19 protein-coding genes are annotated in these 23,345 nt (G+C 38.6%); 6 read left to right on the forward strand and 13 right to left on the reverse strand.

Annotated features, from left to right (window positions below; all coding sequences use genetic code 11):
• Positions 1-299: 299 nt before the first annotated feature.
• A complete protein-coding gene (locus DWA31_RS09865) occupies positions 300-692 on the reverse strand; it encodes a DUF3718 domain-containing protein (protein WP_114326419.1) in 393 nt (130 codons plus the stop codon).
• Between the two features lie 289 nt (positions 693-981).
• Between DWA31_RS09865 and DWA31_RS09870 the strand changes: the two genes are divergently transcribed.
• On the forward strand, positions 982-3,291 hold the full coding sequence (locus DWA31_RS09870) for a tetratricopeptide repeat protein (protein WP_114326420.1): 2,310 nt from the start codon (positions 982-984) through the stop codon (positions 3,289-3,291).
• A 1,340-nt stretch (positions 3,292-4,631) separates the two neighbouring features.
• Here the strand turns inward: DWA31_RS09870 and DWA31_RS09875 are convergent.
• From DWA31_RS09875 to paaG, 10 genes are all read right to left on the reverse strand, one after another.
• The gene (locus tag DWA31_RS09875; RefSeq protein ID WP_114326421.1) at positions 4,632-6,767 is read right to left on the reverse strand and encodes a 3-hydroxyacyl-CoA dehydrogenase NAD-binding domain-containing protein; all 2,136 of its coding nucleotides are present in this window, start codon (positions 6,765-6,767) and stop codon (positions 4,632-4,634) included.
• A gap of 140 nt (positions 6,768-6,907) precedes the next feature.
• Positions 6,908-7,837 (reverse strand): PaaX family transcriptional regulator, encoded by a 930-nt coding sequence (locus DWA31_RS09880; RefSeq protein ID WP_168427326.1) that lies wholly within the window; start codon positions 7,835-7,837, stop codon positions 6,908-6,910.
• 270 nt (positions 7,838-8,107) lie between these two features.
• Positions 8,108-9,202, reverse strand: coding sequence for a 1,2-phenylacetyl-CoA epoxidase subunit PaaE (gene paaE / locus DWA31_RS09885; RefSeq protein WP_114326423.1), 1,095 nt, complete (start codon positions 9,200-9,202; stop codon positions 8,108-8,110).
• An 83-nt stretch (positions 9,203-9,285) separates the two neighbouring features.
• Positions 9,286-9,828, reverse strand: a complete 543-nt coding sequence (paaD, locus tag DWA31_RS09890; RefSeq protein ID WP_114326424.1) for a 1,2-phenylacetyl-CoA epoxidase subunit PaaD — start codon at positions 9,826-9,828, stop codon at positions 9,286-9,288.
• A 16-nt stretch (positions 9,829-9,844) separates the two neighbouring features.
• Entirely contained in the window at positions 9,845-10,636 is a 792-nt protein-coding gene (paaC, locus tag DWA31_RS09895; protein ID WP_114326425.1) for a 1,2-phenylacetyl-CoA epoxidase subunit PaaC, read from the reverse strand.
• A 13-nt stretch (positions 10,637-10,649) separates the two neighbouring features.
• Positions 10,650-10,937 carry a 1,2-phenylacetyl-CoA epoxidase subunit PaaB gene (gene paaB / locus DWA31_RS09900; RefSeq protein WP_114326426.1) on the reverse strand — a complete coding sequence of 96 codons (288 nt, stop codon included), beginning with the start codon at positions 10,935-10,937 and terminating at the stop codon, positions 10,650-10,652.
• A 63-nt stretch (positions 10,938-11,000) separates the two neighbouring features.
• The gene (gene paaA / locus DWA31_RS09905; protein WP_114326427.1) at positions 11,001-11,969 is read right to left on the reverse strand and encodes a 1,2-phenylacetyl-CoA epoxidase subunit PaaA; all 969 of its coding nucleotides are present in this window, start codon (positions 11,967-11,969) and stop codon (positions 11,001-11,003) included.
• 127 nt (positions 11,970-12,096) lie between these two features.
• Complete coding sequence (gene pcaF, locus DWA31_RS09910) at positions 12,097-13,299, reverse strand: 3-oxoadipyl-CoA thiolase (protein WP_114326428.1); 1,203 nt, start codon at positions 13,297-13,299, stop codon at positions 12,097-12,099.
• Positions 13,300-13,313: 14 nt separating this feature from the next.
• Positions 13,314-13,787, reverse strand: coding sequence for a hydroxyphenylacetyl-CoA thioesterase PaaI (gene paaI / locus DWA31_RS09915; RefSeq protein ID WP_245942577.1), 474 nt, complete (start codon positions 13,785-13,787; stop codon positions 13,314-13,316).
• A gap of 2 nt (positions 13,788-13,789) precedes the next feature.
• A complete protein-coding gene (gene paaG / locus DWA31_RS09920; RefSeq protein WP_114326429.1) occupies positions 13,790-14,581 on the reverse strand; it encodes a 2-(1,2-epoxy-1,2-dihydrophenyl)acetyl-CoA isomerase PaaG in 792 nt (263 codons plus the stop codon).
• Between the two features lie 151 nt (positions 14,582-14,732).
• On the opposite strand from paaG, the gene DWA31_RS09925 reads away from it, so the two are divergent.
• Entirely contained in the window at positions 14,733-15,326 is a 594-nt protein-coding gene (locus DWA31_RS09925; protein WP_114326430.1) for a transferase hexapeptide repeat family protein, read from the forward strand.
• 209 nt (positions 15,327-15,535) lie between these two features.
• Here the strand turns inward: DWA31_RS09925 and paaZ are convergent, their stop codons facing one another.
• Positions 15,536-17,584: a phenylacetic acid degradation bifunctional protein PaaZ gene (gene paaZ / locus DWA31_RS09930; RefSeq protein ID WP_114326431.1), complete on the reverse strand. Its 2,049-nt coding sequence runs from the start codon at positions 17,582-17,584 to the stop codon at positions 15,536-15,538.
• A gap of 172 nt (positions 17,585-17,756) precedes the next feature.
• Between paaZ and paaK the strand changes: the two genes are divergently transcribed.
• Positions 17,757-19,049, forward strand: coding sequence for a phenylacetate--CoA ligase PaaK (gene paaK / locus DWA31_RS09935; RefSeq protein ID WP_114326432.1), 1,293 nt, complete (start codon positions 17,757-17,759; stop codon positions 19,047-19,049).
• Between the two features lie 280 nt (positions 19,050-19,329).
• On the opposite strand, the gene DWA31_RS09940 is transcribed toward paaK, so the two are convergent.
• Entirely contained in the window at positions 19,330-20,265 is a 936-nt protein-coding gene (locus DWA31_RS09940; protein ID WP_114326433.1) for an AraC-like ligand-binding domain-containing protein, read from the reverse strand.
• A 323-nt stretch (positions 20,266-20,588) separates the two neighbouring features.
• Here DWA31_RS09940 and DWA31_RS17305 point away from each other — a divergent pair, with 323 nt between their 5' ends.
• The 3 genes from DWA31_RS17305 to DWA31_RS09950 all read left to right on the forward strand — a co-directional run.
• The gene (locus DWA31_RS17305; RefSeq protein WP_210725577.1) at positions 20,589-21,077 is read left to right on the forward strand and encodes a TonB-dependent receptor plug domain-containing protein; all 489 of its coding nucleotides are present in this window, start codon (positions 20,589-20,591) and stop codon (positions 21,075-21,077) included.
• Positions 21,078-21,202: 125 nt separating this feature from the next.
• On the forward strand, positions 21,203-22,873 hold the full coding sequence (locus DWA31_RS09945) for a TonB-dependent receptor (RefSeq protein WP_210725578.1): 1,671 nt from the start codon (positions 21,203-21,205) through the stop codon (positions 22,871-22,873).
• 108 nt (positions 22,874-22,981) lie between these two features.
• Positions 22,982-23,345, forward strand: a 364-nt coding sequence (locus tag DWA31_RS09950) for an aldehyde dehydrogenase family protein (RefSeq protein WP_114326434.1), incomplete at its 3' end; no start/stop codon positions are given.

A 23,345-nucleotide genomic window follows, 5' to 3' on the forward strand; every position in this document is an offset into this window, starting at 1 on the left:
TTGTAGTGTTCTTTAAGACTGATTGATCATAACTATCAGCTAGTTATACGAAAAGGTGATCAAAAGGTTTTCACACAGTCTGTGGCATTAGTGACGGTTAACCCAATATCACAAGTTGGTACTTAATGCCCTGGGCTTTCATGTCAATGAGCGATTAACGGCCGTTAAGGAGTGGTTAAATTAAATGAGGCATAACACATATAGAAAACATCCACTAAGGTTAACTTTGTAGATAAAAGCTTACCGAAATAGATGCTTCTACTTAACCTCCCTTTATCTGAGTAATAGTTACTTAAGAACTAACGCCCAACAAAAACTAAAATAATTTCTTCAGCTGATTTATTCTCAGTTGTACGAGTCACATTATCCTTAATCGTTATGTTGGTTGCTTTATCTAAGTTATGTTTATAGGTATATTTCTTTAAGTAATCAAAAGTCATATTAGCATTATAATTTTTAGCAAAATTTGCTATGTGCATACCATTACACAGAGTGCTATTAGCAAGACCCCTAACGTTATCCTTTTGGCGTCTCAAGGTTGTTTTTAATGCTTTTTGTTCATTGTTACCAGCAAGCACACACATTCTCGTGTATATCGACTTATCCATGGCAACAAATTTATATTGTACGGCATATGCGCTATTCATCACGAAAATCGCCACTATAATCAGTAATAATTTAATTGGTTTCATAATTTCGTACTCCTATCATTACTCATGACCACAAAATGAAGTTGTCATTATTGAGTATCGTTAGTTAAAACAATTTAATGATTCGCAACAACGTATTCTGTACGCATTGTCGCGAAAGCTAGACTACACTTTTACTATAATCAATGCGTACTTACTTAACCTAAGGACCATCTATTGATTAGCCATTCATTAGTTATGGATCAGCTAACCACTTCGTACCTTGTTGTTATTGTTAAAAATAATATTATGATGCGATATTGAAAAAGCCGATTAAGGGAACACAAAGCCAATGATATTCAGGTTCAATTGCTGTGAGCTAAATACCGAAAATTTCACTTTGCAGGTCAATGGCGCGTTGCAATTGGTTGAACCCCATGTTTTTGATTTGATTTTATACCTGATTAACCATAGAAACAGGTTGGTATCGCGTGATGAGTTATTTGAAAACCTTTGGGCGGGACGTGAAGTTTGCGATGCCGCTTTAAGCAATAATATAAAATGCGCACGCGCTGTATTAGGAGATGACGGTGAACGACAAGCCATTATAAAAACTACTCGAGGGCGTGGATATCAATTTATTGCCGAAATAAACGCAATTCCTTGTGAGGCTAACAGCTCAAACATGCCTGAAGCGAGTATTAACGCTACCAACCCGATTATTTTCCCTGCATTTAACAACAAAGGTTATTTATGGCCATTACTGGCAGTCACCTTGCTGCTCTTTTTGATTATTAGCTACAACATTTTGACACCGGTTAGCGAAAAAAACGTGAACAATGCGGCTAATAGTCACAACCTTAAATCCATTGCCGTGTTGCCATTTAATAATCACAGTGAATTAGAAAAGGATGTGTTCTTTACCCGAGGGGTACATGATGACCTGCTAGTACAAATTTCAAAAATCAGCGCGGTTAAATCAATATCTAGGCCTTCTGTGATGACTTACCTTAACAGTGGTAAGGATGTGCAAACTATCGGCAAAGAACTGGGCGTGGCGACCATACTGCAAGGCAGTGTGCAACGGGCAACCGAGAATATCCGGATCAATGTTCATTTAATTAATGCCTTAACCAATGAAAATATTTGGGCAGAAAGCTATACCAGAAAACTCACCGCTAAAAATGTTTTTGCTATTCAAGAAGAAATCGCAAAAACCATTGCCACAACACTTGAAACGGTGCTTTCACCCAAAGAAATAGCTGATCTTGAAAGGCTGCCAACCCAAAATATGGCTGCTTTAGAGGCATATTTTAGGGCAAAAGAAAGTGGTCGGAAAAACACTCATGATGGAAATAAGCAAGCCATTGCCCATTTAGAGAATGCGATAACACTCGACCCAAGTTTTTCCACGGCTTATGCATTGTTAGCTATTTTACATGTAGGGCAAATTTATTGGACCGGACTACCGGCAAAAGAGCAGTTAGTGAAAGCTGAATCTTTAATCGCAACCTCCATGAAACTTGATAATAATAGCAGTGAATTATATCGAGCCATTGGCAGGCTGAGAAGTTATGAACAAAACTATCAGGCTGCTGACACAGCTTTTAAAAGAGCAATCAATATCAACCCTAATAATACAGCTGTTTATATGTCATATGCTCAATTAAATTTGAGGTACTTAAATAATATTCCTCAGGCAGTTAGCTTGTTATCAACAGCCTACACGCTCAATCCCAACGATGATAATTTGGCCGCAACTCTGGCTCAAGCATATATTAAGGCCGGTCGTTTCAATGACGCAAGGGAAAAAGTGGAAGATGTTTTTATCCGCAAACCCACTTTTGCCAAAGCCTATAGAGTATTAACTAGTATTGAATTTTTCGGTGAACATAACATTGCCGAAGCTCTGCGCTCACTTTCTATAGCCATTCAACTAGACCCAAATGTGCCTTTTAATTCAATGTTAATGGGCTTGATATACATTCACTTAGGCGATAATCAACAAGCGATAGCATGGCTTAGTCATGCTATCGCGCTTGCACCAGAATTTAGTGGGGCAAATCATGCTCAAGGATTTATTCATCAACTTCGCGGCGACTATAATGCCGCTATCGATTCCTACCTTAAGGTATCAAAAAGCTTCATGCTAGTTAACGAGTCTATGTACAACCTGATGAAAGCCGGTTTGCAAACACAGCGTTCAACGGAAGTGATTGCGCATTATCAAAAAATTTATCCTGAACTTTTTGAGGCCGATGTCAAGGTAGATGCCACCAATTTTGTCGTCGCGCTAGGGCTTGGCCGATTGTTAAAGCAACAAGGCAAAATAGCGCAGGCGACTAAACTGTTAACTGGTAGCCTTAAAGCGGCTCAGGTTGAAATTCATGGCGGCTGGGCGGATGAACATAACAACTGGCAGGCTCAAATTTATTTAGCGTTGGGGGACAAAAAGGCCGCATTGAAAGCTTTTTCTGAGGTTGTTGAACAAGGCTGGCACTCAGAGAAACTGATCAATGATCCTGACTATCTCGAGCTTCATAGTGAGCCAATATTTCAACAACTAGTACAGAATATGCAATTTCGCCTTAAGTTAGAGCGAGAGAAAATAAAAAAGATGAAATCTAGTGGAGAACTATCTCCTATCCCGGCAATTCCATAAGTTGAAACAACCATAAGAATCACTTAGCCAGAGAGAATTTTAATATGAAGGTAAAATACCGAAGTTAATATTGAGTGTTAGCTTTTCCTAAGTAGAGTTCTTTACTTTGTAATTGCAATAAACCCCCTTAAGTCTGATAGACTACTTTTGGCACAAAGCGACTGAAAACAGCACCAATAATTAGGCATTACTAAGGTCTATAAAGTGGCCAAAAATAGACGTAATTTGCACATCTAAGCCTACTTATGTGTGATTACTCTTCTTATTAAATTAACTCTATAACCTAGAGTTATCTTTATCATTATTTAATAAATAGCCCTTTTGTAGAGTTTAATCTTGCTGGACAAAATTTAGAAATAAACTGGAACCCACACAAATGCTTAGCTTATACTTGAACTGATAGGTAGGTCACATACAACCTGAGTATACTGACAGTGTTTAAAGAACCATTTACGCGATTTCAATAGCTAAAAAAATCCAGAAGGGTATCGAAATTCCAGAAACCAAGGTAAATTCCCACACGTATAAATCTACCGTATAGATATCGGCTGTAATTTTTGTAAGACATGTCTTACATGGGTGTGAGATATATTGTTTTTAATACTAGTTTTATTCACTGGTTTTATTTAAGTACTTGAATTTTATTGATATTAATAAAGTTAATTCATTACAAAAAATTTACTAATGAAATGTTTTATTTTCATCCTTCTAAACTTAAGTTTTAAGTGTATTATTAATCATGTCAGGAAGACACAGAGCAGGAAGCTCTTTAATATACTTTATTCGCTGTAATGGTTATTAAGGTAAAGAGTACTAAAGTATGAAGTACTAAGGTATTTGAATAAGGCTTAAGGATAAAGTCTAGTAATTAAGAAGTTACTAAAGGATGAAAATAACAAGGATGTGAATCAATAAGGATTTTGATGTCAGGAAGACGATGTCTAGGAGGAAATTTTTGTTGTAAATGGAATTTATATAAAGGATTTTTTAAGGATGATAGCAAGGAAATACAAGGCTGTATTGCTAAAGGACAATAAGTAGGTATTACTTAAAGGATATACTAAGGAAAGTATTCACGGATGAAATGAGAACACTAAATAAAAGTGCAGGATGCACATAAGCTAGTTATAAAGTGCAGCTCTTAGAGTTGCACTTTTTTATGCCCTTTATTAAGTTTATGTGTGCTATCACAGATAAATACCTATAAAAAGTGGCTTTAGATTTTTCAGTTTTAGTTCATCATTACAATGATATAACCGAATTTTGTTGAAGCACAACAAAAAGAAAAGGCGACTATGTTGAACATAATCGCCTTGAGTTAAATCTAAGTTAGTCAAAAGCTAGCTTGTAAGCTTTTCCCCTTCTGCAACTAATTTTTCTAATAATGGGGCTACTTGCCAATAAGTATTTCCAGCTTGTTGTTGGAATTTTTTGATTGTAGTGACAACTGTTTCTAAACCAATTTCATCGGCATAACACATGGGGCCACCTAAGTAGCGTGGAAATCCATAACCGTTAAGCCAAATGGCATCAATATCACTGGCGCGACTAGCTATGCCTTGCTCTAGTATATAGGCACCTTCATTGATCAAAGCAAAAATCAGTCGTTGTTGAACTTCTTCATCACTGATATCACTGCGTTGTTTAATACCTAACTTTGCAGCATGAGTTCTAATAAGGTTAACAGCAGTATCGTCTGGACTACGCTTGTTAGTTTTTTCATCATATTGATAAAAACCCGCGTGAGTTTTTTGTCCTAATCGGCCGGCTTCCACTAACATATCTGCGGGAGCGAAATAACAAGGATCATCAGAGCGATCAGTATTTGCTTGTCGAGCTTTATAACCGATATCTATGCCTGACATATCGTTAACGGCTAATGGCCCCATGGCCATTCCCCACTGTACCATGGCATTGTCTACTTGCTGTGGCGTAGCACCTTCAAGTAATAACATATTGGCTTCGCGACCATAACAAGCATACATGCGATTTCCGACAAAACCGTAGCAAACTTTTACTGCGACGCTTATCTTGCCCATTTTTTTGCCTAAGGTCATTGCCGTAGTAAGTGTTTGGGCGTCAGTATATTTAGTGGCAACTACTTCCAATAATTTCATTATATTGGCAGGGCTAAAAAAGTGCATGCCAACGACTTTTTCTGGTCGTGTGGTTGCTTTGGCTATTTCATCAATATCTAAGTAAGAGGTATTACTCGCCAGAATTGCATCAGGCTTACAGACATTATCTAGTTGAGAAAATATTTGTTGTTTGACCTCCATGGTTTCAAAGGCGGCTTCTACGACTAGGTCAACTTGCGCTAAATCTTGATACTCACAAGTGCCAGTGATTAATGCCATACATTGATTAACTTTTTCTTTGCTAATAATGCCACGAGTTTGTGCTTGCTGATAACGTTTGGCAATGGCATTAATGCCTTTGGCTAAGTTACTTTCACTCATTTCTAGCAGTGTTACATTAATGCCTGCATTAGCAAAACACATGGCAATACCGCCTCCCATAGTGCCAGCACCAATAACGGCAACTGATTTTATATCGGTAGGTGTTGGCTTTGTCTCAGAGGAAATCATGAGTTTAGAAGCTGTTTTTTCGGCAAAAAATGCGTGGCGCATTGCGCGTGATTGAGCAGAGCCCCGACATTCTAAAAAGTATTCACGTTCTTTCGCCATGGCTTCATTTAAAGGTAAAGTAAATGAATTTTCTATTGAGTTAACGGCGCTTTGTGGTGCTTGTTGACCACGTGATTTTTTCGCCAGCTTATCTCTAAATTGCTGACATAACGCTAGCGCAGCCTGTTTTTTCTCACTATTAAGTGTCATTGGTTGTTGAGTTATTATTTTACTTGTTTGGTTTTGTTCAAGTAATTCTTTGGTAAAGGTAATTGTTTCGTGAAGTAAATGATCTTTATTACTACTATCCGCGCTGATTAGTAAGTCGATAATGCCATATTCATCAAGTTGGTCTACCTTTTGAGGTTTTCCTGATGTGATCATCGTTAATGCCAATTCAACGCCGGCAATTCTAGGTAATAGTTGTGTGCCGCCAGCACCAGGAATTAGCCCTAGATTAACTTCAGGTAAGCCAATTTTTGTGCCTTTAACGGCAACGCGATAATGACAGGCAAGCGCTAATTCAAATCCGCCGCCTAGTACTGAACCGAATAGAGCAGCAATGATAGGTTTTTTACATTGGTTTATACGTTGTAAAACATCAGGTAAATGAGGCTCTTTTGGCGTTTTACCAAATTCTTTAATATCAGCTCCTGCAATAAAAGTTTTACCTTGGCAATATATAACAATAGCCTCGATACTTTCATTTTGTTCTGCTTGAGTAATAGCATCTACTACCCCTTGGCGAACTGCATGTGATAGCGCATTCACTGGTGGGTTATCAATATTGATGATAGTAATGTTATCGGCATGTGGTGTTGTTGGTATTAGTAATACAGGGTTAGTCATATTCTTGTTTTATCCTAAAGCGGTGAAGCCTTTGCTGTTATTAATTTGATTATTTAGGTTTTTATAGTTGTAACTATTCACCTAGCGCCATTTCGCTTGCCCTGAGCCGCTTGCCCTGAGCTTGTCGAAGGGTCGAAGGATTAAGACACAAATCGCTGATAAAATTTATTACTGGCTTCAGGTAGTTTTCCCTGAGCATTTTTCATATTTTCTTCAATATATGTCGCAGAAGATTCTCCTAGCACTTTATACATCTTCTTTACTAAATCATGTGCCTCATATCCTACCCAACCTTGTTTTAACATGGCTTGTGGGAAATCAGGATCTCGTAATAAAACCCGGCGATAATCATGAATTAATATTACTCTAAGTAAAAAGTATTCTGTCGTACTCAGTTGCTCTGGCTTAGAATGTTTGTTTAAAAGTTGTTGGCAAAGAGGTCGATAAAAATTAAGAAAATCACGATAACTTGTTTCTAATTCTGATAATTCCCAACGATCTTTTATCAGTGCTTTCATTACGCTTTGTGAATTTAAATCAGCAACACTACCGTTGAGTACTATGACATTGCCCGCTAGGCCTAGTTCATGTATAGCTTCATCCAATGATGAGGCATCGCAAGAAGGATGTGCGTAAAGTCCAGAGACTAAGGTGTTAAACCCTTGCCAAAGTAAACTTTTCCTAAACTCTTCTTTTTTATCGTCTGGTATTGAAATAGGTAAAACTAAAATCCAGTTTCCACTCCAGTCAGCTTGATCAGCGGCATAAATTCTTCTTGCTGCTTTTTCGTAATGCGCCATGGCAAAATCGGTAAAGCAGTAATAACTACATCGACCAACTTTATTTCCTTGCAACCAGTTATTTTGTACTAGACGATAGACAGAGGTTCGTACTTGACGTTCATTAAAGCCCAATGGCTCAAGCACTTTTATTAAACTTGAAAGCCAAAGCCAACTACCATGTTGAGAAACGATATCACCAAAAATAGTGACTATCATCGAGGTACAAGTAATACTACTTTGTTTTATATGTTTTTTAACAGTAAGATTAATTTTGCTGGTTTTTGTCATGCTTTTTCCTACCTTCATTAACACTGATTTTGTATTGCCGCTTAGTAAATTGTAATCAATTTACTAAGCGGGTAGCAAGTAGGGAATATATTTATAGTCAATATTTAACGTGCCTATGTAGATGGCTCAGCATCGTCATCCCCGTAGTTTCTTAATCGGGGATCTAGTGTATTAAGCGCAATAGATCTTCGATCAAATACTTCGAAGATGACGTTTAGAGTTACATCCAGCCATGATATTTAATAAAGCAATGATAGGTTTAGCAAAAATTTATCTATCATCAAAACTGACAACAACTTCATCTGTAATAGGATGTGATTGACAGGTAAGAATGTAACCAGCATCGATTTCATGTTGTTCAAGGCCATGGCTAATATCCATGTCAACTTGCCCTTTGACCAACTTAGCTTTACATGTTGAACATACCCCCGCTTTGCATGAATAAGGTAGCTCTACGCCATTGGCCATGCCAGCATCTAAAATATTAGCGCCTACTGTGGCTAAATCAAAATTATTACTACGACCATCAGCGATTACTGTTACTTTACTGGTACGCTTTTCGCCATATTCATGAACACGATTTTTAGCTTTCTTTAATACCAGTTGCGCATCTTCAGACGAGCTAGCAAATAATTCATAATGAATTTGATCTTCGGCTAATCCTTCAATTCTAAAACCGCGAGATACTTCAGAAATCATTGATTCAGGCCCACAAATGAAGGCTTCATCGGTGGTATTTATATCAATAACTTTTTGTTTTTGTAATTGGTAACCTTTCTTGTTATCAATTCTACCGTTGAGTAAGTCAGCGCCTTGATCTTCTTGGCTCATGATGTTGACCCAATTAAAGCGCGTTAAATAACGGTTTTTAATAAAGCTCAACTCTTCTTTGAACATCATAGTAAGAGTTTTTTGGTTACCATAAACCAAGGTGATTTGTGAGTTTGGCTCACGAGCTAAAATCGATTTGGTTAATGATAAAATTGGTGTAATACCACTACCGGCAGCTAATAGCATGTAGTTTTTATTGTTTTGGCTATCTAAGGTCTTTAAAGTAAAGTCACCTTGAGGAGCCATCACTTCAATATTATCACCTACCTTGAAGTTATCATTAGCAAAGTTAGAGAAAACACCTTCTTCTACTCGTTTTATCGCTACTGATAGTTGCGCTTCGTCTATACCAGAACAAATAGAGTAACAACGACGAACGTCTTCTCCATCAATAGAGACTTGTAGTGTTAAAAATTGTCCGGGAGTAAAAGTAAAAGTTTCCTTTAACTCCTCTGGGATGTTAAAACTCAAGCAAATTGCAGAGTCGGTTTCTGGCCTAATATTGGCGATGTTAAGAGAATAAAATTTTGTCATGTCGCACCTTCTTGTTATTTATACCAATTGAAGTAATGAATTGAATCATTCATTACTTCATTACTCTGTTGGTATTGTTGCGATTAAATATGTTTAAAAAGATCGAATGATTCAAGGCAGCTGTTGCACTGAAACAAGGCTTTACACGCAGTTGAACCATATTCGCTGAGTAACTTAGTGTCAGCACTGCCGCATTGCGGACAAAGTACTCGGCTGTCACTATTAAGGGGTTGCTCGTGATCACCTACCAAATCATTAGGCGGAGCAATACCATAGTCTCTTAGCTGATTTCGACCTTTATCTGTCATCCAGTCAGTTGTCCAAGCAGGTGATAATTCGGTAATTATCACCGTTTTTTCAATGCCATGTTCTTTAAAAGCTATTGTGATATCTTCAGCAATAGCATCCATAGCGGGACAGCCTGAATAAGTAGGAGTAATGGTTACTGATGCTTGATCACCCAGACGTTTGATATCTTTTAAAATACCAATATCCCATAAAGATAACGCAGGAATTTCTGGATCTTTAACTTGATCTAAACAATCCCATAACTCAGGAAACTCTGAATTACGACGAAATTGTTCTCGCTCAAATTGTATCGGGTTTTTTGTCGGGATTACGTGCATCATAGTCTCCATATAACTACCACTTGGCACCAGGGAATGAACGGTGAACAAATTGCATTTCAGTTAATAAATGCCCTAAATGTTCAGTGTGATAACCTTGTCGGCCACCGCGAACGGCCCACTCTTGATCTGGTACCGTTAATGTTGCTTCTTCAATAATAGCGGTTACTTCTTTTAGCCAATCAGCTTTTAAAAGTGTGCAATCAACGGCAATACCTGCATCAACAAGACGCTGCTCTAAATCATCAAGTTCAAATAATTCATGGCTATAACCCCATATATCATTTAAAGCAAGTTGCATTCTTTTGTGGCTTTCACTGCTACCATCGCCTAAGCGTAAGGTCCAATCTTTTGAACGACGACAATGATATTTTGTTTCTTTAGAGGCTTTTACTGCAATCGCGGCAAGCGTTTCATCATTCGACTTTTCTAATTGCTCAAGAAAGTACTTGTTATAAACATCAATTAATAATTGGCGTGCAGTTGTATAGGCGAAATCACCTTTGTGTAATTCATGCAATAAATGGTTTTGAAATTGTCTTTCATCACGCAAGTAAGCAAAATCATCTTCTGTAATATCGTCAGTGCCATTTTGTTCATTGCTAAGTTGTGCTGCATGGGTGTAATACATGCGTGCATGACCAAAAAAGTCGAGTGCAACATTGCCTAAAGCGACATCTTCTTCAATAAAAGGCGCTCTTGATACCCATTCTGAAAGACGGTGACCGATAACAATAGCATCGTCACCAAGACGCGCAGAGTAATCAATAATATCTTGTTTGCTCACAGTTTCTGTAGAACTAGTCATTTTTCACTCCTGATTACATTGTGCCAACTTCTTTGGGAATATCATAATAAGTTGCATGACGATAAGGTTTATCATCAGAAGGATCAAAAAAGCTATCACTGTCATCTTCTTGTGATGCACAAATATCATTTGATCTTACAACCCAAATGCTAACACCCTCACTACGGCGAGTATAAACATCGCGAGCATATTCTAAGGCTTGTTCTTTATCTTCGGCATGTAGGCTACCGGCATGTTTATGATCTAATCCACGTTTTGAACGAAGGAATACTTCAAATAACTCTAATTTTTCTAAACTCATCTTATTTCTCCTCAAGACTAACTGTACTAACAACTTTACTACCAGGTTTACTGGTTATAGCTGTTAGGCTGCTGTTTCAGCGTTAATTTTTCGTTGTAATTTTTTTTGTTTGTACTCTGACATAGCATCACGAACCCAAGCACCTTCTTCATGTGCTTTTACATGGTGTTGAATGCGCTGACGATTACTATGGCCGTTGCCATTAATTACCGCGTAGAATTCTTCCCAATCAATTTCACCACTGTCATGTTGACCTTTTTCTTCATTCCACACTAAGTCTTTATCAGGGTGTTCTAACCCTAAATAAGCAATTTGTGGCGCTGTTTGGTCAATAAACTTTTGACGTAAATCATCATTAGTTTCGCGTTTGATTTTCCATTTCATTGACTTGGCGCTATGTGCTGACTCGGAGTCATGTGGACCAAACATCATTAATGAAGGCCAGTAAAAACGATTTAGCGAGTCTTGCGCCATTTGTTTTTGTGCTGGCGTACCTTTAGCAAGTTCCATCATGATCACGTAACCTTGACGCTGATGAAAACTCTCTTCCTTACAAATACGGATCATGCCACGTGCATAAGGACCATAAGAGGTACGTTGTAGTGATACTTGATTAACGATAGCAGCGCCATCAACTAACCAACCAATAGCGCCCATATCACCCCATGTTTGTGCAGGGTAGTTGAAAATAGAGGCATACTTGGCTTGACCACTTTGTAAGGCAGAAATTAATTCACTGCGCTCAATACCTAAGGTTTCAGTCGCACTATATAAATATAAACCGTGACCACCTTCATCTTGAACTTTAGACAACAATACTGTTTTACGGCGTAAAGAAGGTGCGCGTGTTATAAAGTTGCCTTCAGGTTGCATACCAATTATTTCTGAATGGGCATGTTGTGACATTTGGCGGATTAAATTTTTACGATAGGCTTCTGGCATCCAATCTTTCGGTTCGATTTTTTGCTCGCTATCTATTTTTTGTTGGAAAATAGCTTCTAGCTCTGCTTCGCTTTTATTATATTTAGTCATTTCTTCCCCTGTCGTTAATATGTTAACTACTTTAATGATACGATTTTTTGAGTATAAGTCAACACTGTGTATCATATTAAGTTACGTTATTTTTAATCACTATAAATTTTAGAGAGTTACGTGATAGTTAAACCCTTTCAATGATGATGGCAATGCCTTGACCAACGCCAATACACATGGTGCATAACGCATAACGACCTTGTGTGCGCTCAAGTTGATGCATGGCAGTAATGACTAATCTCGCGCCACTGGCACCTAAAGGATGACCTAAAGCAATAGCACCACCATTTGGGTTTACGTGGGCTGCATCGTCAGGTAAGCCTAGTCCTCGTAATACAGCTAATCCTTGTGCTGCAAAGGCTTCGTTTAATTCTATAACGTCCATTTGATCTAAAGTTAAACCTGCTTTAGCTAATACTTTATTAGTAGCGGCAAGTGGTCCATAGCCCATAATACGCGGTGCTAAACCAGCAGTTGCCATGGCAACTATGCGCGCTCTTGGTGTTAAGTTATTGGCTTTAATTGCTTCTTCTGAAGCAAGTAACAAAGCACAAGCACCATCATTAACGCCAGAAGCATTACCGGCAGTAACTGAGCCATTTTCTTTAAAAGGGGTGGCTAATTTTGCTAACGTTGCGATAGGGCTTAGGCGTAAATGTTCGTCATCAGCGACAACAATATCGTCACCTTTACGTTGTTTAATATGAACAGGCACAATTTCAGGGCTAAAAAGTCCGGCTTTTTGTGCTGCTAAGGCTTTTGTTTGACTATTAAAGGCAAAAAGATCTTGATCTTCACGGCTGATGTTAAATTGTTCTGCAACATTTTCTGCCGTTTCAGGCATAGAATCTACACCGTATTCTTTTGCCATAAGTTTATTAACAAAGCGCCAGCCGATGGTGGTATCAAAAACTTCAGCTTGACGGCTAAAAGCACTAGTGGCTTTAGGCATAACAAATGGGGCTCTTGACATAGATTCAACGCCACCAGCAATAATCAAATCGGTTTCACCACTGGCTATCGCACGTGCGCCAGTACCAATGGCATCAATACCTGAGCCACATAAACGGTTCAGTGTTACGCCAGGTACATCTATAGGTAGGCCGGCAAGTAAGCCACTCATGCGAGCAACATTACGGTTATCTTCACCAGCTTGGTTAGCACAACCGTAGAAAATATCATCAACACTGGCCCAATCTACTTGTGGGTTACGTTTGATTAATTCTCTGATCGGAATAGCACCTAAATCATCAGCTCTTACGCTAGATAGTGCGCCACCATAGCGGCCAAATGGGGTTCTGATTGCGTCACAAATGTATGTACTGTTCATAATAATTTCCTTGGCTACTTTTCTTTAGGTAATATACTTTCTTCAGGTAATACACTTTGCTTTATACGCGCAGAGTTACCTTTAAAAAGTGCAATAAGTTGTTGGTTCTGGTTAGTAATTTTTATTTGATAAACACCGCTACGACCGCCTTGATGTAGTTCTTCAGCTGTTGCAGTAAGTGTATCGCCCTCAAAGGCTGGACTGACAAAATCAATGGTGCAGCTTAGCGCAACTGCGGCTTGATTCTGTGAATTACAGGCAAAGGCAAAAGCGGAATCAGCTAAGGTAAATATTTGCCCGCCATGACAAGTTTTATGGCCATTTAGCATAAAATCTTTTACAACCATTTCAGCAATAGCACTACCGCAGTGAACTTGTAATAATTTAATACCTAGCGCTTGAGAGGCTGCATCATTCTCATACATGTGTTTGGCACATTCTTGAGCTAGCAGATCGGCTTCACTAAGGTTTGAGTTATCATTTGTCACAATTATTCTCCGGTGAACGTTGGTTGACGTTTTTCCATAAAGGCACTTACGCCTTCTCGGTAATCACTGGTGCGTCCTAGTTCACGCATTGCATATTTTTCTAATTCTAATTGTTGGTGCATAGGCGTAGAGAAAGAATTATTCATAAGCTCTTTTATCTTTGCTAAGCCTTTGGTTGGCTGCGTTGCTAAATGAAGGGCTAATGTCATGGTCTCATCCATTAGGCTCTCATCTTCAACGCATTGCCAAATCATGCCCCAATTTTGCGCTTGTTCAGCAGAGAGTTTATCGCCTAATAATGCTAACGCTTTGGCTCTTGGTAAGCCTAATGCGCGTACTAAATTAAAGGTGCCGCCTGAATCAGGTACTAAACCTATTTTACAAAATGCTTGAATAAATTTAGCGCTTTTAGCCGCTAGAACAATATCGCAAGCTAGTGCAATACTGGCACCTGCACCCGCAGCAACGCCATTAACAGCACAAAGTACAGGCTTTTCCATTGTCATGATATTGCGGATAAGTGGGTTGTAATTCTTTTCAACTGATTCACCTAAATCTGGTGCTTCATCAGAAACTTTTACCGAACGATCGCTTAAGTCTTGTCCTGCACAAAAGCCACGACCTGCGGCAGTGATAACTAAGCAACGAACTTCACTGTTGTCGCGAGCATCTTTCATTGCTTCGCGCACTTCATCATGCATTAGGGCATTAAAACTATTGAGTGAAGCAGGGCGGTTCAAGGTTAAAACAGCTACACCTTGATCTAGTTGATATGTGATGGTAGAAAAACTCATTTTACTCTCCGCTTTTTATGTCGTTGTTATATTATTTTGGTATTCATTTATGGCTGCTTAATCTTATTTCAGTAGACACTGTGTTGTAGATCAGTAACACTACTTAATCTATTAAGTACTATTTATTCTGTAACTATTTAAGGACTCTTTTATGCCAAGTTATGCTATTGAAAACCTTGTTCCTGTTGTTGATCCGCTTGCTTATGTTCATCCAACGGCTGTACTAATTGGTGACGTTATTATTGATAAACACTGTTATATTGGCCCTAATGCGGTATTACGCGGCGATTTTGGCCGTATTGTTGTTAAACAAGGGGCAAACGTACAAGACACCTGCGTTGTTCATAGCTTTCCTGGGAAAGACTGCATTATTGAAGAAAATGGCCATATAGGTCATGGCGCTATTCTTCATGGTTGTCATATTGGCGAAAATGCTTTGGTCGGCATGAACGCGGTTATCATGGACGATGCTGTTATTGGTGCTGAATCTTTAGTTGCTGCAACAGCCTTTGTTAAATCTGCTTTTGAATGCCCACCAAGAAGTTTATTAGCGGGCAGTCCTGCGACAGTTAAACGCTCGTTGAGCGATAAAGAAGTTGCTTGGAAAACCAGTGGCACCAAGCAATATCATCACCTAACTGAACGTTGCCTAAACAGTTTGCATCAAGTTGAACCCTTAACAGAAGTTCAAAGTAATCGACCACGTTTTACTGACAGTGCCTATAAACCTAAGCATGAAGGCTAATAAACTAACGTGCCTATGTATATGGTATATGGTTCAGGATCGTCATCACCGTATTTTTTTAGTCGGGGATCTTATGTATTAAGCGCAATAGATCTTCGATCAGATACTTCGAAGATGACGTTTACCATTACATCCTGAGTTAACTATATAGCCATGTAAACTAATTAGATAAACATCCTCAATACATGAGGATGTTTATCAAAAGCTAATTAAGCTTCTTGTCTTTCAACTAGCGTCATAATGTCGTATAACGCAACAATTACTTGATCTTGATTAGTTACTTCAACATCCCATACCACAACACCTGTGGCTCTTTCTTCTTCTGGGCGTTTGTCTTTTTTGATTTTCTTTTTAACAGTAATTTTTACTTGAATGGTATCGCCAATTGGAACCGGTTCAACAAAACGTAAGTTTTCTAATCCGTAGTTTGCTAATACTGGTCCAGGAGCTGGGTCAACAAACATACCCGCAGCAGCCGAAATAACAAAATATCCGTGAGCAACACGTTGGCCGAACATAGAGTCTTTAGCAGCTATTTCATCAAAGTGAGCATAAAAATGATCACCTGATAATGCGCCAAAGTTAACAATATCAGCTTCAGTAACAGTACGTCTGTGGGTTGTTAAACTTTCACCCACTTGTAACTCTTCAAAATACTTTCTAAACGGGTGTTTATCGTTACCCGTAGTCGCAGCACCAGCCATATATTCTTTAGTGATCGCCATTAACGTTGTTGGCGAGCCTTGAATGGCAGTACGTTGCATGTAATGTTTTACTGCGCGTCCACCACCCAATTCTTCACCGCCACCAGCACGACCTGGTCCACCGTGAACAAGTGTTGGCAATGGAGAGCCGTGACCCGTTGATTCTTTAGCACAATCTCTATTGAGTACTAACATACGACCATGATAAGCAGCAGCAGAAAGCACTATTTTAGTAGCTTCTTCATTATCGTAAGTTACGACTGAGGCAACTAAGCTACCTTTGCCTAAACGCGCAATTTCAATCGCTTCATCGATAGAGTTATAAGGCATAAGTGTACTGACTGGGCCAAAAGCTTCGATGCTATGAGGCGCATCAGTTTCTAGCGGCTTGTCACAATAAAGTAACGTTGGAGGATAAAAAGCATCAGGTTTAAGGTTCTCGCCAGTGAGTTCAAGCTTGCTTAAATCACCGCCGTAAACGATTTCACAGAAATCACTCAGTTGTGCAACTTTGTTTTCAACATCATTACGTTGGCTTTTACCCACTAAAGGTCCCATGCGAACACCTTTAATACTTGGATCACCTAAGGTCACTTTACTCAAGCGAGCAATTAAGGCTTCTTGTACTGCAGATACTTTACTTTGCGGCACAATAATACGACGAATGGCAGTACATTTTTGTCCTGCTTTTACCGTCATTTCGTTGGTAACTTCTTTAATGAATAACTGAAATTCTTCATCTTCAACGCTAACGCTTTCACCTAAAATACAGCTGTTTAATGAGTCTGCTTCCATGGTGAATGGAATGCTATTGGCAACGATATTTTCGTGACAACGTAATTTTTGACCTGTGCTTGCAGAGCCAGTAAATGTAACCACATCTTGTTCATTTAAGCGGGCAAGTAAATCACCAACGCCACCACAAATTAATTGAATAGAGCCTTCAGGTAATATGCCGCAAGCAATAATTTCTTCTACCATGGCTTGGGTTAAATAAGCGGAAGCAGTGCCAGGTTTTACAATAACGGGCATACCAGCAATTAAACTAGGGGCTATTTTTTCTAGCATTCCCCAACATGGAAAGTTAAAGGCATTTATATGTACGGCAACACCGGGCTTCGACGTTAATATATGACGAGCAACAAAGGTGCCTTTTGCTGAAAGAACTTCGGGAGCACCTTCAACAATAAATTTTTCATTAGCAAATTCTCTACGCGCTATACCAGAGTAGCTAAACATTGTGGCTAAACCACCTTCAATATCAACCCAGCTATCAACTTTAGTAGCACCAGTTCTAGCTGATACTGCATACAACTGCTCTTTCTTTGACATTAAATGCTTAGCAACATTTTTAATGGCATTAGCTCTGTCGTGAATAGTCATTTCGCGTAGTGCTTTACCGCCAACGTTACGGCCATGCTCTAGCATTTTGTTAAAATCTACACCATTACTACTGACTTCGCAGACTTCACTACCATTAAGTGCATCGTAAACCTTAACCCCTTGCCCTTGGCCTTCAAACCAAGTTCCATAACAATAACTTTTTGATATCATTGACTAATCCTCGTTAACCGTTTGTCGGTTTTTGTTTTTTTAACTTCTTCTATTAAATAATCATTAAATCTAAATTTAAAAAGTGATACATTTTTATTGATTTGTATCAAAGAAGTGTTTTATATTATCAGCAATTACTTAATATCGAAAGTACTTTTTTTAGGAGAATAAAATGTCATCAAAACAGCTTGGTTATGAAGCAATTGAAACAGCAAGTGTGGATGAATTACGGGATTTACAGTTTAATCGTCTCAAAACGACACTGATTAATGCTTACAATAATTCACCGGTATATACAAAGAAATTTGATGATCATGGTGTTCATCCAGATGACTTAACTTGTCTTGAAGATTTAAGTAAATTTCCTTTTACTACCAAGGCTGATATGCGTGATAACTATCCTTTTGGCATGTTTGCTTTGCCGATGGAAAAAATAGTGCGTGTACATGCGTCAAGTGGTACTACGGGTAAACCAACGGTAGTTGGTTATAGTCAAAATGATATTGATACTTGGGCTAACGTTGTTGCACGTTCAATCTATGCTGCGGGTGGTAGACCAAAAGATAAAGTACATGTTGCTTATGGTTACGGTTTATTTACCGGTGGTTTTGGTGCTCATTATGGTGCTGAACGATTAGGTTGTACGGTTATCCCTATGGGCGGTGGTCAAACCGAAAAGCAAGTACAGCTTCTACAAGATTTTGATCCCGATATAATTATGGTTACACCTTCTTATATGCTTAATATTGCTGATGAAATAATTCGCCAAGGTATCGATCCTGAAAAAATGGCACTTCGCACAGGTATTTTTGGTGCAGAGCCTTGGACAGAGGGTATGCGTACAGATTTACAAGCACGTATGTCAATGGATGCGGTAGATATCTATGGTTTATCAGAGATGATGGGCCCAGGTGTGGCACAAGAATGTATTGAAACGATGGACGGACCAACGATTTGGGAAGATCATTTCTATCCTGAAATCATTAACCCTGTAACAGGTGAAGTGGTGGCAGATGGTGAAGAAGGTGAATTAGTTTTCACTAGTTTAACCAAAGAAGCAATGCCAATGATACGCTATCGCACCCGTGATTTAACACGTTTGTTACCGGGATCTGCTAGAACGATGCGTCGTATGGATAAAATAACCGGTCGTAGTGATGACATGTTAATTATTCGTGGTGTAAACGTTTTTCCAACGCAAATTGAAACACAAATTTTAGCGATTCAAGGATTAACGCCTCATTACCAAATTGAAGTAGGTAAAAAAGGTAATATGGACACCATTAAAGTGCAGGTTGAACTTGCACCTGAAGCAGTTAATGAAAATTATGATGAGCTAGTAAGAAAACTGAATCATAAAATTAAAACGTTCATTGGTATATCATGCGCTATTGAATTGAAACAGCCTCATGAACTACCTCGTTCAGAAGGTAAAGCCCAGCGAGTTATTGATAATCGCAAATAATCTATACTCTAAATAGATTAATGAACATGCCTATGCACATAGCTCAGGGACGTCATTCCCGTATTGTCTTAAACGGGAATCTTAGTCTACAGTACTCAGATCTTCGATTCAGCTTTGGTGTCCAGACCAAAGCTAGACCCTACATCCTGTAGGAAAAAATACCTCGAAGATGACGTTTACAGTAAGCTCCTGAGTTAACTACATAGGGATGTTAAATAAATAACGAAGAGGTTGATTGTTTTAACCAGTAGAAATGATCACATATTTAGTGAGGTTGGTGTTACACCCCCCGTAGGCGAATTTGTCTCGGGGTGTGTGAATATTGCGCTTTAAAGCACCGGTTAAAATGCGATAAATCTCCAAAGCCCCACTCTAAGGCAATATTGCTAATAGAAATATTGTCAAACTCATTATTGGTTAAATTTTTATAACACCCCTCTAACCGTAATTGTTGAATATACTTAGAAACAGAAACATTTTGGCTTTTAAACAACATATGTAAATAGCGTTTACTAATGTTTTCTGTTTGTGCGATAAAGTCCACGCCAAGTCTAAAGTCTTTTATATGCATATTAATCATACGTTTAATTCTTTGTAAATGTTGTTCAGGTGAGCTTTCTATCGCTTTTTTATCACTACCTTTTTGGTTTTTAAGCGAGGTGATAAGTAGATCAAGTAGGTTCGCTTCCATGCTTTGCAGCGCTTCAGGGTTTAGCTGATTCATACGTTGTGACAGTGAGTAAACAAACTGCGCTAACATGCCGTTGGTTGGCTCTTCATTACCCATTCTTAAACCTAAATAATCATCAGGTGTTTGAAACATTTCTTGCAACGCTATTTGTGGCATGGCAAATATCGCTTGTTGATGACTGGCTTGAAATTCTAATTGATAGGGTTCACTAGTGCTGCAAATTATAAAGTCACCCGGGGCTAATCTTGCTTCTCTCCCATAGTGTTTGGTACTGCAATTGCCTGTTAATTGAAACTTTATTAAGTAATAGGCATCAGTAACCCTAGCAATATCAACCTTTGATCTTTGCGCAATAATTGGGCTGCTAGAGACTTGAGCAAGACTAAAACGGTTCAATCGCTTACTACTTATTGATGCATTAAAGTCAGTATTATTAGGTGAAGGTAATGCACTACAACTCATCGGACAAAAACTATTTGATATTTCATTGTTGAATGAATCCAAACTAGTGATTAACGTTGTCATTGTTCAACTCCTAAAATATCGTATTATAAAACAGCTGGTTACAGTTATCGTAAACAAGTATCAATTGTGTTTTTACTTTCATTCGTTGCACTTTTAGCCTATTTTCTTGTTCTCTTTAGACCAAGATATTAAGCATTTATATTGCTTTAATAATATTGTTAATGTGTTAACAATATTATAGATTAATGATAATTCAAAGGTGTTTCGATCATTTATAGTAAATCTGTTGTTAACTTATTAAGTAAATAATTAAATATAAACATAAAAAATAAACATAACTTACAACTAAAAGATCACTTTGAAATACGGGGAAAGAAATGAGAATGAATAAAGCTAAATTAGCAATGGCTATCAGTGCGGCGTTAACAATTTGTAGTTCTGCTGTTGTACAAGCCGAAAATGTTATCGAAAAAATCATGATCACTGCTTCAAAAAAGCAAGAATCAATTCAAGCCAGTAACGTTGCGGTAACGGCATTTTCTGGTGATATGTTACGGGAACTAAATTTGACTGATAGCACTGATATTGCTAGTCAAACCCCAGGTTTGAATATAGGTACGCCTGTTGGAGAAGGGAATAACCCTTCAATTAGTTTACGGGGTGTTGGTCTTAATGATTTTAATGATAATAATGAAGGGCCTATTGCCGTTTATCGTGATGAGGTTTACCAATCGGCCATGCCGGGGTTAACTTTTCAGTTATTTGATTTAGAACGTGTTGAAGTACTTAGAGGGCCACAAGGGACACTTTACGGGCGAAATGCGACGGGCGGCTTAGTCCATTTATTTCTAAAAAACCAACTGACGAGCTAGAAGGCTTTGCTAGTGTTACTTTTGCTGAGCATAACCAAATCAAAACAGAAGCGGCGATATCCGGCGGGTTAACCGACAACATTCAAGCGCGTTTATCACTAGCGACCAATAACCATGATGGTTATGTGACTAACCGTATCGGCAAGGATGCAAATGAAGCGGATAACCAAGCTTATCGTTTGCAAGTCAATTTTGATTTGTCTGATAACTTTACTGCGTTAGTGAATGTTCATGGCGCTAAATCAGATACGATTGCGCCCCAATATCAACATCAAGCAACTGATGATGGCTCAGGCACTGCTGGAGTGAGTGATTTCTATGGTTATAAAGATACTGACGGTGACGTATGGGCTGGTGAATATGACCGTGAAGGTTTATTAAAAATTGATTCTAAGGGCGCATCAATCCACCTTGATTATGATGCGGGTGATTACACTTTAACCTCAATTACAGCGGTTGAAGATGTTGAGAAAATTCATCAAGAAGATACTGATGTAGGGCCATTTGACGGTATTACTCCGCAGTTCATTTCAGAGAACCAACAGTTCAGCCAAGAGTTTAGAGTTGCCTTTTCCACTGGCTCATTAGATTGGATGTTTGGCGCCTATTATTTTGAAAATGAAGTAACTGGCGCATTAGACTTAGCCCTTAATTTTCCTGGGCCGTTAGTTGATGTAATTACTGGCGCACCTGAAGGCTCGTTTGGCCCAGACATGGTCAATTTTGTTGATTATGACGTTGATTATGTGCAAGAGACTGAATCGTCTGCAATTTTTGGTCAAGTTGAAGTGCCATTAAACGAACAGTTTAATTTAACCGTTGGTCTGCGCTATACCACTGAAGAGCGCACCATGACTTATCAAAACAAAGCCACAGGTAATCCAGATGCTGTGGTGAATTCATGCATAATCCCAGCGGGTGATGTCTGTGATTTTGGCTTTGGACCAGACTTTCCGGGCACAGATCACTACCTTAATTTTACTAGCAGCAATGCAGACCTTGGTAGCTTAGGAAAAATTGACGATGACAATATCTCTGGCCGTATTAGTTTAGATTACACCCCAACAGAAGATTTATTGGTGTTCTTTAATATCGCAACAGGTTTTAAAAGTGGTGGCTTTAATGGCGGGTTTTTAGATTTTACTGACGGCGTTACTGTTGAAGATGTGCCATTTGAATCTGAAGAGTTACTGAGTTATGAGCTTGGTTTTAAATCAACCTTAGCTGATGGCGATGTTCGCTTTAATGCGACGGCGTTTTATTACGACTATGAAAACTATCAAGCATTGACATTTTCTGGTTTAAGCCAATTTATTGATAACTCTGACGCGACAATTAATGGTGCTGATTTAGAGCTAATTTGGTTACCGGGCGATAATTGGGATATTAGTTTAGGTGCTAGTATTATTAACTCAGACGTCAAAGAAATTACGGTACTTGGAGATAAGTTTAAAAATAATGAGATGGTATTGGCACCAAAGTACAGTGTTAATGGTTTAGTGCGTTATCAAGCGACAGAAGAGTTGTCAGTACAAGTTGATTTTAACCACCAAGATGAGCAGTTTTTTGATATCACCAACAGTGAAGTATCAAACGAAGATGCTTATACGGTTTTTAACGCCCGAATTGGTTATGACATCAATGAAAACTTATCTATTTCAGCGTTTGTTAAAAACTTAACCGATGAAGAATACCGCGTATACAGCTTTGACTTTACTGGTGCTGCTGGTTACAACCAAAACTTTTATGCTGCCCCTCGTTGGGTTGGCGTAACGGTAAATTATACTTTTGAATAGGGCTGTTAAATATTTAAATCTAAGCTACTTGAATACTACTCCTTTAAGTAGCTTGGGTATTAAATACAAATGGATTTTTGTTAGATATTAAATTTTAATAGGTGTTTTATGAATAAGTTTACAATGACTATAAATGGTCAACAAAGTCAGTCTACGCTGTATTGTGATGTGATTAATCCGGCCACAGGGCGAGCTTTTGCTCAGTATCAGCAGGGCGGTGTTGATGATTTAAATCAAGCTGTCGCGTCAGCAAAAAGTGCTTTTAGTTCGTGGAGTCAAACCAGCTCAGCTCAAAGAAAAGCGAAAATGTTAGCGCTAGCGGGGGTATTAGAAGCCAATATGCCCGAATTGATGGCTTTAATTACCCAAGAAACTGGCAAGCCTATGGCAGGCTTGAATAATGTTGGTTCAGGTATGGAAGTTGGCGGCTCAATTGCTTGGACACAAATGACTGCAGAACTTGAGTTAGCAG

This window comes from Candidatus Colwellia aromaticivorans (assembly GCF_003333305.1).
GTDB lineage: Bacteria > Pseudomonadota > Gammaproteobacteria > Enterobacterales > Alteromonadaceae > Colwellia > Colwellia aromaticivorans.